The 13,130-nt window shown below is 62.1% G+C and carries 11 protein-coding genes; 3 read left to right on the top strand and 8 right to left on the bottom strand.

Annotated elements, in window-relative coordinates:
• Positions 1-70: 70 nt before the first annotated feature.
• Positions 71-1,126 (bottom strand): haloacid dehalogenase-like hydrolase, encoded by a 1,056-nt coding sequence (locus tag JN524_RS08645; RefSeq protein ID WP_202369093.1) that lies wholly within the window; start codon positions 1,124-1,126, stop codon positions 71-73.
• A 241-nt stretch (positions 1,127-1,367) separates the two neighbouring features.
• On the opposite strand from JN524_RS08645, the gene JN524_RS08650 reads away from it, so the two are divergent.
• A complete protein-coding gene (locus tag JN524_RS08650; protein WP_097088937.1) occupies positions 1,368-2,759 on the top strand; it encodes an L-cystine transporter in 1,392 nt (463 codons plus the stop codon).
• 120 nt (positions 2,760-2,879) lie between these two features.
• Here JN524_RS08650 and JN524_RS08655 read toward each other — a convergent pair whose 3' ends face one another.
• On the bottom strand, positions 2,880-3,392 hold the full coding sequence (locus JN524_RS08655) for a dihydrofolate reductase (RefSeq protein WP_202369094.1): 513 nt from the start codon (positions 3,390-3,392) through the stop codon (positions 2,880-2,882).
• A gap of 96 nt (positions 3,393-3,488) precedes the next feature.
• On the opposite strand from JN524_RS08655, the gene JN524_RS08660 reads away from it, so the two are divergent.
• On the top strand, positions 3,489-4,862 hold the full coding sequence (locus JN524_RS08660) for a DUF2868 domain-containing protein (protein ID WP_202369095.1): 1,374 nt from the start codon (positions 3,489-3,491) through the stop codon (positions 4,860-4,862).
• On the top strand, positions 4,855-6,231 hold the full coding sequence (locus JN524_RS08665; protein ID WP_202369096.1) for a GTPase/DUF3482 domain-containing protein: 1,377 nt from the start codon (positions 4,855-4,857) through the stop codon (positions 6,229-6,231). Before JN524_RS08660 ends, JN524_RS08665 begins: the two co-directional genes overlap by 8 nt.
• Positions 6,232-6,359: 128 nt before the next feature.
• On the opposite strand, the gene JN524_RS08670 is transcribed toward JN524_RS08665, so the two are convergent.
• The 6 genes from JN524_RS08670 to JN524_RS08695 all read right to left on the bottom strand — a co-directional run bounded on the left by JN524_RS08670 (position 6,360) and on the right by JN524_RS08695 (position 13,121).
• Positions 6,360-6,917, bottom strand: coding sequence for a phosphonate degradation HD-domain oxygenase (locus tag JN524_RS08670; protein ID WP_202369097.1), 558 nt, complete (start codon positions 6,915-6,917; stop codon positions 6,360-6,362).
• Entirely contained in the window at positions 6,917-8,032 is a 1,116-nt protein-coding gene (locus tag JN524_RS08675; RefSeq protein ID WP_202369345.1) for a TIGR03364 family FAD-dependent oxidoreductase, read from the bottom strand. Before JN524_RS08675 ends, JN524_RS08670 begins: the two co-directional genes overlap by 1 nt.
• A 159-nt stretch (positions 8,033-8,191) precedes the next feature.
• Positions 8,192-9,217 carry a putative 2-aminoethylphosphonate ABC transporter substrate-binding protein gene (locus JN524_RS08680; protein WP_003229178.1) on the bottom strand — a complete coding sequence of 342 codons (1,026 nt, stop codon included), beginning with the start codon at positions 9,215-9,217 and terminating at the stop codon, positions 8,192-8,194.
• Positions 9,218-9,264: 47 nt separating this feature from the next.
• On the bottom strand, positions 9,265-10,989 hold the full coding sequence (locus JN524_RS08685; protein ID WP_202369098.1) for a putative 2-aminoethylphosphonate ABC transporter permease subunit: 1,725 nt from the start codon (positions 10,987-10,989) through the stop codon (positions 9,265-9,267).
• Positions 10,989-12,065, bottom strand: a complete 1,077-nt coding sequence (locus JN524_RS08690; RefSeq protein ID WP_202369099.1) for a putative 2-aminoethylphosphonate ABC transporter ATP-binding protein — start codon at positions 12,063-12,065, stop codon at positions 10,989-10,991. The genes JN524_RS08685 and JN524_RS08690 overlap by 1 nt, the downstream gene beginning before the upstream one ends.
• 192 nt (positions 12,066-12,257) lie before the next feature.
• A complete protein-coding gene (locus tag JN524_RS08695) occupies positions 12,258-13,121 on the bottom strand; it encodes a LysR family transcriptional regulator (RefSeq protein WP_027610541.1) in 864 nt (287 codons plus the stop codon).
• Positions 13,122-13,130 lie beyond the last annotated feature (9 nt).

Below are 13,130 nucleotides of genomic sequence, written 5' to 3' on the forward strand. Positions count from 1 at the left end.
GCTCTTGAAAACCAGATCAAAAGATCGCAGCCTGCGGCAGCTCCTACAGGGATTTAAGAGATTTCAGGGCTTACTGAATGTCCTCGGGTTTAACGATCACCCAGTTTTTGTCCGCCGTCACCGGCAACCCTTCCTTAGCCTGCGCCGCCGCATGCTTTGCCATCATGCCGTTGAGCTGGGTCATGTATTTGTCCTTGCGGTTGACCCACAAGTGAATGCCGCCCTTGGCCACATCCACGTCGTGGAACAGCATGTAACCGTCGCTGCTCGGGGTATCGCCGCCCACCAGCACCGGTTTTTTCCACTCGTCGATATAGGTCAGAATCGCCGCGTGTTTGCCGGCCATCCAGGTTGCCGGGGTCCACAGGTACGGGGTCAGTTCGAGGCCGAGGTTGGCCTTCTCGTCATACTTGCCGGCGGTGATCTGCTTGCGTGCGGTCGTCAGCTCGCCGGTTTCGCGGTTCTTCAGCAGCGTGGTCACGCCGATCACGTTCTGCGGTTTGACGTTGTAGCCGTACTTCGGATCTGCCGCGACCATGCGCACCAGTTCTTCGGAAGCGGCAGTCATCACGTAGACCTCGATGCCGTTCTCCATCAGCTTGTTGTACAGCTCGGCCTGGCCGGTGAAGACCTTTGGTGGCTGCACATCGAGGTTCTTCACTACATCGCCTTCGTAGTAGGTCGCCGGCACCGGTTTGCCAGACGCCATCAGCTCATCGACGTAGCCCTTGAGTTCCTTGAGGGTAAAGCCGGAGAACACCTGCGCCACCCACGGGTAGCAGACCATGTCGTCGACTTCGCACAGGCGATAGTAGTAACTGAACAGGCTTTCCTTGTGATCGGCGGTGTCCTTGAACGGCATCAGTTTCAGGGAGGGATCGAGTTTGTCGCGGGTGATCAGGCCCTTGTTTTCCATGAACGGCAGCAACGACTCTTCGAGGTCGTAGCGGTAACTGGTGTTGTCCATGTCGAACACCGCGTAGTTACCCTTGTTGGCGTTGGCCGCGATCATCGCGTCGAGTGCCTTGGCCTGATCCGCCGGCCAGTGCTTCAGATCGGTAGCGAATGCATGAGCGGCCAAGCCCAATCCAAGAACCACAGCGAGCATTTTCGGTGCGAACTTCATCGGCGTTTTCTCCCTGACTGAAAGACATCGACGCTAACAAATAAGTGTGACAGTCCTCGTCTGTCAGCGACCGCTTACGTCTCCTCAACGCCAGTTGCATTGCCGAGAGCGACAAGCGCTTATTCCAAAAACGACGGACAACCTGCGATTTCGGTATTAATTCATTGGAAATCAAACTGTTAGGCTTGCCGGTTCGCAGTTGCCCGAGAAGGTGACTGGCACAAGTCTTATCGGAGTCTTCATGAATCTGCCGCTGATCCTCAATCTGCTGGTGTTCCTCGCCCTGCTCTTCGGTCTGGCGCAAACCCGCCACACGACGTGGAGCCTGGCGAAAAAAGTCCTGCTCGCGCTGGTGCTCGGCGTAGCCTTCGGTGTTGCCCTGCACACTGTTTACGGTGCCGGCAACCCGGTACTGAAAGCTTCGATCGGCTGGTTCGATCTGGTCGGCAACGGTTACGTGCAGTTGCTGCAAATGATCGTGATCCCGCTGGTGTTCGCCTCGATCCTCAGCGCGGTTGCGCGTCTGCACAACGCATCGTCGCTGGGCAAGATCAGCTTCCTGACCATCGGCACCCTGCTGTTCACCACCGCGATTGCGGCGCTGATCGGTATCGGCCTGACCAACCTGTTCGGTCTCACCGCCGAAGGTCTGGTCGCCGGCACGCAGGAAATGGCCCGTCTGCAAACCATCCAGACCGACTACGCCGGCAAGGTTGCCGACCTGAATGTGCCGCAACTGCTGCTGTCGTTCATTCCGCAGAACCCGTTTGCTGATCTGGCGCGAGCCAAGCCGACTTCGATCATCAGCGTGGTGATCTTCGCCGCGTTCCTGGGGGTTGCTGCGCTGCAACTGCTCAAGGATGATGCCGAGAAAGGTCAGAAAGTGATCAACGCCATCGACACCCTGCAAGCCTGGGTGATGCGTCTGGTGCGTCTGGTGATGAAGCTGACCCCGTACGGCGTGCTGGCGCTGATGACCAAAGTGGTCGCCGGTTCCAACCTGCAGGACATCATCAAGCTCGGCAGTTTCGTCGTGGTCTCGTACCTCGGTCTGGGCCTGATGTTCGTGGTGCACGGCCTGCTGGTGTCGGCGGCTGGGATCAATCCGCTGCGGTTCTTCCGCAAGATCTGGCCGGTGCTGACGTTCGCGTTCACCAGCCGCTCCAGCGCGGCGAGCATTCCGCTGAGCATCGAAGCGCAGACCCGTCGTCTGGGCATTCCGCAATCGATCGCCAGTTTCGCCGCCTCGTTCGGTGCGACTATCGGCCAGAACGGTTGCGCCGGTCTGTACCCCGCAATGTTGGCGGTGATGGTTGCGCCAACAGTCGGCATCAACCCGCTGGACCCGCTGTGGATCGCGACGCTGGTGGCGATTGTGACTTTGAGTTCGGCCGGTGTGGCCGGGGTCGGTGGCGGCGCGACGTTTGCCGCACTGATCGTGCTGCCGGCGATGGGCTTGCCGGTGTCACTGGTGGCGCTGCTGATTTCGGTTGAGCCGCTGATCGACATGGGTCGTACGGCGTTGAACGTGAGTGGTTCGATCACCGCCGGTGCGATTACCAGTCAGGTGATGCAGCAGACGGATAAAGCGCTGCTGGATGCCGATGAGCATGCGGAGCTTGCTCAGGCTTAAACTCTTTGGCGCCTAAGCGGGCCTCTTCGCGGGCAAGCCCGCTCCCACAGGGATCTTCGGTGTTAACACGATGTGTGTCTCACCTCGGATACTGTGGGAGCGGGCTTGCCCGCGAAGCTTTTAGGCTCGAGTGTAAACCTCGAAACGGTACGAAGGCTTGTCGCCTTCTGCAGCGTTTGATTCGAACGAAGTCTGCTCCCAATCGTACGGGGTGAACTCTGGGAACAACGCATCCCCTACAGGGCTTAAATTTACCCGAGTCAAGTACAGGCGATCCGCATGCGGCAGTGCCTGCGCGTATAACTGCGCACCGCCAATCAGCATCAACTCACCTGCACCTTGCTCCAACGCCCACTCTTCTGCACGAGCCACAGCAGCTTCAAGCGAGGTGAAAACCTCCGCCCCATCGAGCTGCAGATCCGATTGCCGACTTACGACAATGTTCAAACGACCCGGAAGTGGACGACCCAAAGAGTCCCAAGTCTTGCGCCCCATAATGATTGGCTTGCCAAGGGTTTTTTCTTTGAAGTACCTGAAATCCCCAGGCAAATGCCAGGGCATGCTGTTGTTTACGCCGATGACTCGGTTTTCACCAAGAGCAGCGATCAGACATAACGGAAGAGTATTGTTCATTCGGGTGAGGATACCAGAGGTTCCGCATCCCGCAACTTGCCCCGACCAGCGCCACAGCGGTTATGCTCACTGCTCAATCGAGCAACGGAATGGCGCGTGACTGAACTGACTCCACTGCAAAACCTCTGGCTGACTGAAACCATCCGCCTGCGCGAAGAACACGCAGGCCCCTTGGAGGATCTGGAAGCCAATCGTCTGGCCCGCGCGGCCGGCGGCGATCTGCCGAGCCGTATTCAGCGCCGCGCCGCGTGGCTGGCCGAGCGCGACGGGCTGAGCGCAGCACTCCAGCACTGGCTGCAAGGCGCGCGTCTGGCGCTGGTGCTGCTGGTGATTTTCGCGCTGCTGAGCGGCGCCGGTCTGGCCTTCGCCGCGCTGAGCCAGACACCGGTCAATGTGTTTTGGGCCTTGGGCAGCCTGCTCGGGTTGAACCTGATTCTGCTGCTGACCTGGGCGCTGGGGCTGATCTTTGCCGGTGAACACGGCGCCACCCTCGGGCGCTTGTGGCTGTGGCTCAGCGAAAAACTCGCTCGCGATGCCAAAGCCGCGCAACTCGCGCCGGCCCTGCTGCTGATGCTGCAACGCAAAAAACTCAATCGCTGGGCGCTCGGCACATTGGTCAACGGTCTGTGGTTGCTGGCGATGCTCAGCGCGCTGCTGTTGCTGCTGACGCTGATGGCGACCCGGCGCTACGGCTTCGTCTGGGAAACCACCATTCTCAGCGCCGACACCTTTATCAACCTGACCCAAGCCCTCGGCGCGCTGCCGGCGCTGCTCGGCTTCAACGTGCCGACCGTAGAGATGATCCGCGCCAGCGGCGGCGCAGCGCTGGATATCGAAAGCGCACGCCAGGCCTGGGCAACCTGGCTGGTCGGCGTGCTGGTGGTCTACGGCGTACTGCCGCGCCTGCTGCTGGCGCTGTTGTGTTTCTGGCGCTGGAGTCGCGGCAAAGCCGCGCTGACGCTGGACCTGAACCTGCCCGGTTACGCCCAGTTGCGTGAGCGGCTGATGCCGACCAGCGAACGCCTCGGCATCAACGACGCCGCGCCTGCGCAGTTGCATCGCGTCGAAAGCAGCGTCAGCGAACAGGCCAGCGACGGCGCCCTGCTGGTGGCCATCGAACTCGACGATCAGCGCCCGTGGCCACCGGCCCTGCCGAAAACCGTGAGCAACGCCGGAATCCTCGACAGCCGCGAGTCGCGGCACAAACTGCTCGAACAACTCAGTCGTTTCCCCCCGGCGCGTCTGCTGATCGCCTGCGATCCACGGCGTTCACCGGATCGCGGCAGCCTCGCGCTAATTGCCGAGCTGGCGCGCAACGCCGGCGCCACCCGGGTCTGGTTGTTGCAAGCACCGCCCGGTGAGGCGCTGGACAGCGCCCGCCTCGGCGACTGGCACGTGGCGTTGCAACAACTGGAGTTGCCGTTCGCCGATTGCGCGCCGATGAACTGGCTGGAGAACGGTCATGACTGATGCCCGCAAGGCCCCACTGAAACTCGCGGTGGTCGGCCACACCAACGTCGGCAAGACCTCGCTGCTGCGTACCCTGACCCGCGACGTCGGTTTCGGCGAGGTCTCGCACCGGCCGAGCACTACTCGACATGTCGAGGGTGCGCGGTTGTCGGTGGACGGCGAGCCGCTGCTCGATCTTTACGACACACCGGGGCTGGAAGATGCCATCGCCCTGCTGGATTTCCTTGAGCGTCTGGAGCGCCCCGGCGAACGTCTCGACGGCCCGGCGCGACTGGCGCGGTTTCTCGACGGCAGCGAGGCGCGCCAGCGTTTCGAACAAGAGGCAAAAGTGCTGCGACAGCTACTCGCCTCTGACGCCGGTCTGTATGTGATCGACGCCCGCGAACCGGTGCTGGCCAAGTATCGTGACGAACTCGAAGTGCTGGCCAGTTGCGGCAAACCGCTGCTGCCGGTGCTGAATTTCGTCAGCAGCGCCAACCATCGCGAGCCGGACTGGCGCGAAGCGTTGGCGCGGCTCGGCCTGCATGCGTTGGTGCGGTTCGACAGCGTTGCGCCGCCGGAAGATGGCGAGCGGCGCCTGTACGAAAGCCTCGCGCTGCTCTTGGAAAACGCCCGGCCGCAACTGGAACGCTTGATCGCCGATCAACAGGCCCAGCGCCTGGCGCGCCAGCAAAGTGCGGCGCGTTTGATCGCCGAACTGCTGATCGATTGTGCGGCGTGCCGGCGCAACGTGGTCAGCGAGGCCGAGCAGGAACAGCAAGCCATCAGCGAACTGCGCAAAGCCGTGCGTCAGCGCGAGCAGAAGTGCGTCGAGGCGCTGCTCAAGCTCTATGCGTTCCGCCCGCAGGACGCGGCGGCCAGTGATTTGCCGCTGCTGGATGGGCGTTGGGGCGATGACCTGTTCAACCCGGAAACCCTGAAGCAACTCGGCGTGCGTGTCGGCGGAGGGATTGCGGCAGGCGCTGCGGCCGGGGCTGGCGTGGATTTGCTGGTGGGCGGGATTACCCTCGGTGCGGCGGCTTTGGCCGGTGCGATTGCCGGTGGTGCGCTGCAAACCGCGCGCAGTTATGGCAGCCGCCTGCTCGGCAAGATCAGGGGCCAGCGGGAGTTGACCGTGGATGACGGGGTGTTGCGGCTGCTGGCGTTGCGTCAGCGCCAACTGTTGCTGGCGCTCGGCCAGCGCGGGCATGCGGCGATGGACGCGGTCCAGGTCGCCACCCCGCAGGACAAGACTTGGCGCGAGGGCAAGTTGCCGGAAGCACTGAGCAAGGCCCGGGCGCATCCGCAGTGGTCGTCGCTCAACCCGCATGCGAAGCTGAATCAGGCGGAGCGGCAGGAGCAGATTGAGTTTCTGGCTGCAGATTTGTAGCGCCCGGACTGACGCTATCGCTGGCAAGCCAGCTCCCACAGTGTTCTCGGTGAAACCTATTTTTGTGATCAACCGAGATACCCGTGGGAGCTGGCTTGCCAGCGATGGCAGCCACTCGGTTCCAAGACCTAAGAAGACAAAAGACGCACCGCTTTCTCCTTCAACACCCGGAGATCCATCACCGGCACCCCCATCTCCTTGGCCAGCTCATCCCACTGGCGCATGAGCAGACTGACGGCACACAACGGATCGCGTTCAAACGCATCCGCCTCTGCCTCGGTCATCACCCCACCCTGATATTCCAGAGTCCTGCGACTCGCTTCACTCAAGCGCTCGAAATACCCCGGCTCACGCAGGGTCAGATACCGCTTGGCCTGCACGTGATACTCCACCAGCCGCGCCAGACGTTCGCTGAACCCCGCCTCACGCAAATAATCCGCCCCCAGCCGCTCGTGGCTGACCACGCCATAACCACCCATATTATCGGCACCCTCGGCACACAAATGGCCGATGTCATGGAAGAACGCTGCCAGCACCACTTCATCATCAAAGCCTTCAGCCATCGCCAACTGCGCTGCCTGAGACATGTGTTCGATCTGCGACACCGGCTCGCCGATGTAATCGCTGCTGCCGAAGCGTTCGTACAAGTCGAACACCCGGTCGACGACCTGTTGCTGATCCGCCATCAGATTTCCTCCAGCCACTGCGCGACATTGCGCTCGGCCAGTGCCGGGCCGACGCTCATGCCGACGCCGGTGTGCATCAACGCCACACTCAGCCCCGGGGCCGGGCGCAGCAACGAAAACGGCCCCGGCCCACGGGCACCGTAGACGCCCTGCCAGCGCTCGACCACCTGCACCTTGCAGCCCAGCGTGTGCTCGGCCAGTTCGAGCATCCAGTTGTCCACTTGCTCGGCATTGAACGGCGACGGATCGCTGCCGTAATGGTGCGAGTCGCCGATGATCAGCTCGCCATACGGCGTCGGGCTGATCAGCAGGTGAATGCCGTTGTCGTGCAGATGTGGTTGTTCGCGCAGAATCTGCGCCTGCACCGCCGCCGCTTGCGGCAAATCGGCGAAGGCGCCGTAGTGCACGCAGCTCAGACCAGTGAGCAAGGCGTGTTGCAGATTCAGCTCGATCTGCGGTTTGGCGCGGAGCATTTGCAGGCGGCAGATCTGCGGATCGAGCGTAGCAATCGGCTCGGCCAGCAGGGTCTGATAATCGTGGCCGGAGCAGACGATGATTTGCTTTGCCGTGAAGCTGCCGGCGGTACTGTGCAGGTGCCCCGGTTCGACGTCGCGCACCAGCGTACTGAAGTGAAACTCGACGCCGAGGTCGCGGCGCAGATGGTCGATCAACGCCGGAATCGCTTCGCGCGAGTACAGCTGTTGATCGTCCAAGCCGTGCAACGCCGCGCGGTGATGACTGAACTGACCGTGGTACAGATCACGCAGGGCAGCGCCACGCAGCAAGGCGACGTTGTACCCGTGCTCCACGGCGCGGCCGTTGCAGAAAGCTTCGAGCAAGTGTTCTTCGGCCTCGCTGCGGGCGAACAGGTACGAGCCGTTTCGCTTGATCTGCAGACCGGCGAGTTGCGCCCAGTCACCCCAGATCTCGCGGCTGGCCTTGGCCAGTTCAAGCATCGGCCCCGGTGGCTGACCGGTGACCAGCGCCTGACCAAAGTTGCGCACCGAAGCGCCGAGGGGCGTGGCGGTGCGTTCGAAAACGCTGACCTTGAGGCCGCGTTTGGCGGCGGCGTAGGCATGGGACAGGCCGAGGATGCCGGCGCCGACGATGAGCAGGTCTTTGTGTTGAGCATTTAGAGGTGCTCTGAATGAGAGACCGTCATCGCTGGCAAGCCAGCTCCCACAGGTATCGAGGTGTTCACAAAATTCGTGTCACAGCAAAACCCTGTGGGAGCTGGCTTGCCAGCGATGAGGCCCTGTCAGTCAATAAAGATCTTACTTGGCAACAACTTTCTCGGACTTGCCGTCATAGCGCTTGCGCCACTCGGTCAGGATTTCGTCGCGATTCTTCGAGGCCCAGGCAAAGTCGTTCTTGATCAGGCGCTGCTCGTAGTCGGCCGGCAGTTCGGTCTGCGGCTTGGCGATACCCGGCTGGGCGAGGACGGCGAAGTTCTCCTTGTACAGATCCATCGCCTCGGCGCTGGCGGAGAAGTCCGCGAGTTTTTTCGCCGCGTCTTCATGCGGGGTGCCTTTGATCACCGCAGTCGCCTCGATCTCCCAGCCCAAGCCTTCTTTCGGCAGGATGATGTCCAGCGGCGCGCCCTGGCGCTTCAGCTGTACCGCCGGATATTCGAAGGAAATGCCGATCGGGAATTCGCCCGCAGCGGCCAGTTTGCAGGGCTTGGAACCGGAGTGAACGTACTGGCCGATGTTCTGGTGCAGACCGTCCATGTAGGCCCAACCCTGCTTCTCGCCGAAGGTTTGCAGCCAGGCGCTGACGTCGAGGAAACCGGTGCCGGACGACGCCGGATTCGGCATGACGATCTTGCCCTTGTACTCAGGCTTGGTCAGGTCCTGCCAGCTCACTGGTTTGCTCAGGCCCTGCTTCTCGGCTTCGACGGTGTTGAAGCAAATGGTCGCGGCCCACACGTCCATGCCGACCCAGGCTGGCGGGTTGGCAGCATCGCGGTAGTTCGCGCCGATCTTGCCCAGATCCTTCGGTGCGTAGCTTTGCAGCATGCCCTGCTGATCGAGGATCGCCAGGCTCGAAGCGGCCAGGCCCCACACCGCGTCAGCCTGCGGACGGGCCTTTTCGGCCAGCAACTTGGCGGTGATGATCCCGGTGGAATCACGCACCCACTTGATCTCGACGTCCGGGTTGGCCTTCTCGAATGCGGCTTTGTAAGCGGTCAGTTGCTCGGCTTCGAGTGCGGTGTACACCGTCAACTCGGTTTTTGCCGCGAAGGCATTCAGGCTGAAAGTAGCGAGCACAGCAGCGGCCAGGGCCATAGGCTTGAACATGATCGTTTTCCTGTCGGTGAGTTGAGGCTGTAGGGATAAGTCGTCAATCAGTGACCGGGCGCGGTTTGCCGCCAGGCCTGGGAACGGCGCAGCAAGCCGCGCGAAGCCCACGCCAGCAGCAAGGACACGCCCGCCGAGGTGAACAGAATCAGGGTCGACATCGCCGCCGCACCGCCGACGTTGCCGGCGTCGTCCATGTTCAGCACCGCCACCGCCGCGAGGATGGTGTCGGGGCTGTAGAGGAAGATCGCTGCGGAAACAGTGGTCATCGCCGAGACGAACAGGTAGCGCACGATGTCCAGCAGCGCCGGCAGGCAGATCGGCACGGTGACGCGCAGGTAATGGCGGTACAGCGGGGCCTTGAGCGACAGCGCGGCGGCCTCGAACTCGGCGTCAAGCTGGCGCAGCGCGGTGGTCGCGGTCATTTGTGCGGTGGTCAAATAGTGAGCAATGGTGCAGACGATCAGCAGGGTCATCGTGCCGTACAGCACGTGCAGCGGGTTGCCACTGAGGTTGAAGAAGAAGACGTAACCCAGGCCGAGCACCAGCCCCGGCACCGCCATCGGGATGAAACTGAGCATGCGCAACGTCAGGTTGAGGCCGCGTTGGCTGCGGGTTTTCTCCATCAGGTAAGCGCCAGTGAAGATCAGCACGCTGCCGATCAACGCTGTACCCAACGCCATCTTCAAGCTGTTGCCGTAGGCCAGCCAGCCACCGCCGGCGGTCTCGTTGAACTGGTAGTGGTTGAGCGACAGCGACAGGTTGTAAGGCCAGAACTTCACCAGCGACGAAAACACCGCCATGCCGAACACCAGCAGCAACGCCGCACTGATCAACAAAACAATCGCCAGATAGCAGCCATCACGCAACTTCGACGGCGTCGGTTTGAACACTTGTGCACGGCCACTCATGGAATCGCCGTGACGCCGACGCAACCAGGCATCGACGCCGAAGCTGAACAGCGCCGGCAGCAACAGCACCATGCCGATCAACGCGCCGCGCCCGAATTGTTGCTGGCCGACCACCGCTTTGTAGGCTTCCAGTGCCAGCACTTGATAGTCGCCACCAACCACCACGGGCACACCAAAATCGGTGATGGTCAGGGTGAACACCAGACAGAACGCAGCGAATACCGCTTGCCGGGTCGCCGGCCAGGTGATGCTGCGGAACGCCTTGGCCGGACTGGCGCCCATGCTCGACGCGGCATCAAACAGCCGCGCATCCGCCAGCGACAGCGCCGAGAGCAAAATCATCAGCGCATGCGGGAAGGTGTAGATCACCTCGCCCAGCACAATCCCCCAGAACCCGTAGATATTGTCCGAGAGCAGCCCACGCAACATGCCCTGATTACCGAACAGATACACCAGCGCAATCCCCGGCAGCATCGACGGCGCCATCAATGGCAGCAGGGAAATTCCGCGCCAGATGCCCTTGGCCGGAATCAATGTACGTTGCAGGGCGTAGGCAAACAGGTAGGCCAGCGGTACGACGATGGCCGCGACGCTGAGGGAAACTTTCAGGCTGTTGCCGAGCAGCCAGTGGAAATTCGCGCTGCTCACCAGCTCCTTGGCGGCGAGCCAGCCACCGCCCTGCCCGGCCTCGCTGCTGAAGCCGCGCCAGAAGATCGCCAGCAACGGCAGCAGCACAGCGACACCGAGTAGCAATAGCAGCAGGAGTTTGCCGCCGAGGACGAAGATCCGGTCACCGACCTCGGCCCCGGACACTCGCCGCGCCTGCTTGTGCGGTAGCGGCAGTGCGATGTTCGCGCTCATCAGGCAAACACCTGCAGGCTGCGCGGTGGCAAGGCGACCATGATCTGCTGGGCGCCAAGGCGTGGCATGGCTTCCGGCGCCAGTTCGGCGAGCAGCGCGTGGCCCGGCAGTTGATCGAGTTCGAAGCTCATGCGGCAGCGATTACCGAGAAAGGTGATCTCACGGACTTTCGCCGGGAACAGGTTTTCTTCGTGCACCAACGGATTGACGCTGATTGCTTCCGGACGGCAGAACAGTCGGCCCGAGGCGCCGCTGACGCTACCATCGGCCAGACGCACATCCATCCCGCCAACCCGGACGTGACTGGCACTGCTGCGCTGGAACGGCAGCCAGTTGCCCTGCCCGACGAACTCGGCCACGAATGGCGTGGCCGGGCGGTTGTAGATTTCCTGCGGGGTAGCGTATTGCTCGACGCGGCCGTTGTTCATCACGGCGATGCGGTCGGCCATCAGCATGGCTTCGTCCTGATTGTGCGTGACCATCAGGGTGGTGATGCCGAGGTTGCGCTGCAGTTGGCGCAGCTCGGTGCACAGATGCTCGCGTACCCGGGCGTCCAGCGCCGACATCGGTTCATCGAGCAACAGCAGCGACGGCGCCGGGGCCAGGGCGCGAGCCAGGGCGACTCGCTGTTGCTGACCGCCGGACAACTGGCCCGGGTACTTTTTCTCACTGCCGGTGAGGCCGACCAGTTCCAGCATCTGCCCGACGCGCCGGCGTACTTCGTCGCGACCGCTGCCGGCGAGGCCGTAGGCAATGTTCGCTTCGACGGTCAGATTGGGGAACAGCGCGTAGGACTGGAACAGAATGCCGTAGTCCCGGGCCTGCGGCGCGAGGTGCGAAACATCGCGGTCGCCGAGGTACAACTCGCCGCTGTCCTGCTTCTCCAGCCCGGCGATGCAGCGCAGCAGCGTGGTCTTGCCGCAACCCGACGGGCCGAGCAGGCACACCAGCTCACCGGCCGCGACATCGAGGGAGACGTTATCCAGCGCGGTGAACGCGCCGAAGCGTTTCTGCACGCCGCGCACTTTCATCGGCGCACCGGGGTTGGTCAGGGCAGTTGCGATTGCAGGATTCATGGACAGACCTCATCAAGCTGATGGGGCCAATCCTAGAGTTGTAATGCGTCCGTCATGTGGCAGTGAGGCAAAAACGGCCGATAGTGGTATTCGGGGATTTTGGTTGAAAGTCAAAAGATCGCAGCCTTCGGCAGCTCCTACAGGGTACGCATTCCAATGTAGGAGCTGCCGAAGGCTGCGATCTTTTGATGTTCAGGCCGGAGACATTTCCTGCGCCAGTCCGAGGAACGCCGCCGGCAACCGCGCGCCCTTCCTTTCTTTCAAGCAGTAAAGGTACTCGGGAATCTGCGGCGCATTCTCGATGGTCAGCACCCGCAATTGCGGATCGTGCGGGACTTCCTGGCGGGCAATGATGCTGATGCCGATATTGCGCAGCACCGCCTCGCGGATCGATTCGCGGCTGCCAATTTCCAGCAACGGCCCGAAACTGACCCCGGCGCTTTGCAGCAACTCCTCGGTCAAACGGCGGGTGGTCGAACCCGACTCGCGCATCAGCAAGGTATGCCCGGCCAGCGCGCTCAATGCCACATGCTCCTGCGCCGCCAGCGGATGATTGCGATGCACCGCCAGCACCAGCGGATCGCTACCCAATACCCGGCGAATCAACCGCGCATCCTCAAGCAACTGCGACGACGCCGCGACATCGACCCGGTAATCCTCCAGCGCTTCGAGCACCTGCTGCGAGTTGCCGATTTCCACCGACACTTCCACCTGCGGCAGGCGCTCGCGGAAGGTCTTCACCAGATCGAGGATGTAATACGGCGCAGTGGCAGCGATGCGCAACGTGCCCTGCACCTGACCGCTGTTGCGCAGGAAGAACTCGATATCGGCCTCTTGCTGCAACAGCGCCTTGACCATTGGCAGCAACCGCGCGCCTTCGTCGCTGACACTCAAACGACGGCCGCCACGGTAGAACAGCTCCACCGAATACTGACTTTCCAGATTACGAATCTGCGTGGTCACGGTGGGTTGGCTGAGGCCGAGCTTTTTCGCCGCCAGCGTAATGCTGCCCAGGCGGGCGACCATATAAAACGCTTTCAGCTCGGCACTCAGCACAACCATCCC

This window comes from Pseudomonas sp. MWU318 (assembly GCF_016756945.1).
Classification (GTDB): domain Bacteria; phylum Pseudomonadota; class Gammaproteobacteria; order Pseudomonadales; family Pseudomonadaceae; genus Aquipseudomonas; species Aquipseudomonas putida_A.

What these genes read in the sequence shown, in the direction of transcription:
- JN524_RS08655 (WP_202369094.1), bottom strand. Translation starts at nt 3,392, where the DNA reads ATGAACAATACTCTTCCGTTATGTCTGATCGCTGCTCTTGGTGAAAAC.
- JN524_RS08680 (WP_003229178.1), bottom strand. Translation starts at nt 9,217, where the DNA reads ATGTTCAAGCCTATGGCCCTGGCCGCTGCTGTGCTCGCTACTTTCAGC.
- JN524_RS08665 (WP_202369096.1), top strand. Translation starts at nt 4,855, where the DNA reads ATGACTGATGCCCGCAAGGCCCCACTGAAACTCGCGGTGGTCGGCCAC.
- JN524_RS08645 (WP_202369093.1), bottom strand. Translation starts at nt 1,126, where the DNA reads ATGAAGTTCGCACCGAAAATGCTCGCTGTGGTTCTTGGATTGGGCTTG.
- JN524_RS08670 (WP_202369097.1), bottom strand. Translation starts at nt 6,917, where the DNA reads ATGGCGGATCAGCAACAGGTCGTCGACCGGGTGTTCGACTTGTACGAA.
- JN524_RS08650 (WP_097088937.1), top strand. Translation starts at nt 1,368, where the DNA reads ATGAATCTGCCGCTGATCCTCAATCTGCTGGTGTTCCTCGCCCTGCTC.
- JN524_RS08685 (WP_202369098.1), bottom strand. Translation starts at nt 10,989, where the DNA reads ATGAGCGCGAACATCGCACTGCCGCTACCGCACAAGCAGGCGCGGCGA.
- JN524_RS08690 (WP_202369099.1), bottom strand. Translation starts at nt 12,065, where the DNA reads ATGAATCCTGCAATCGCAACTGCCCTGACCAACCCCGGTGCGCCGATG.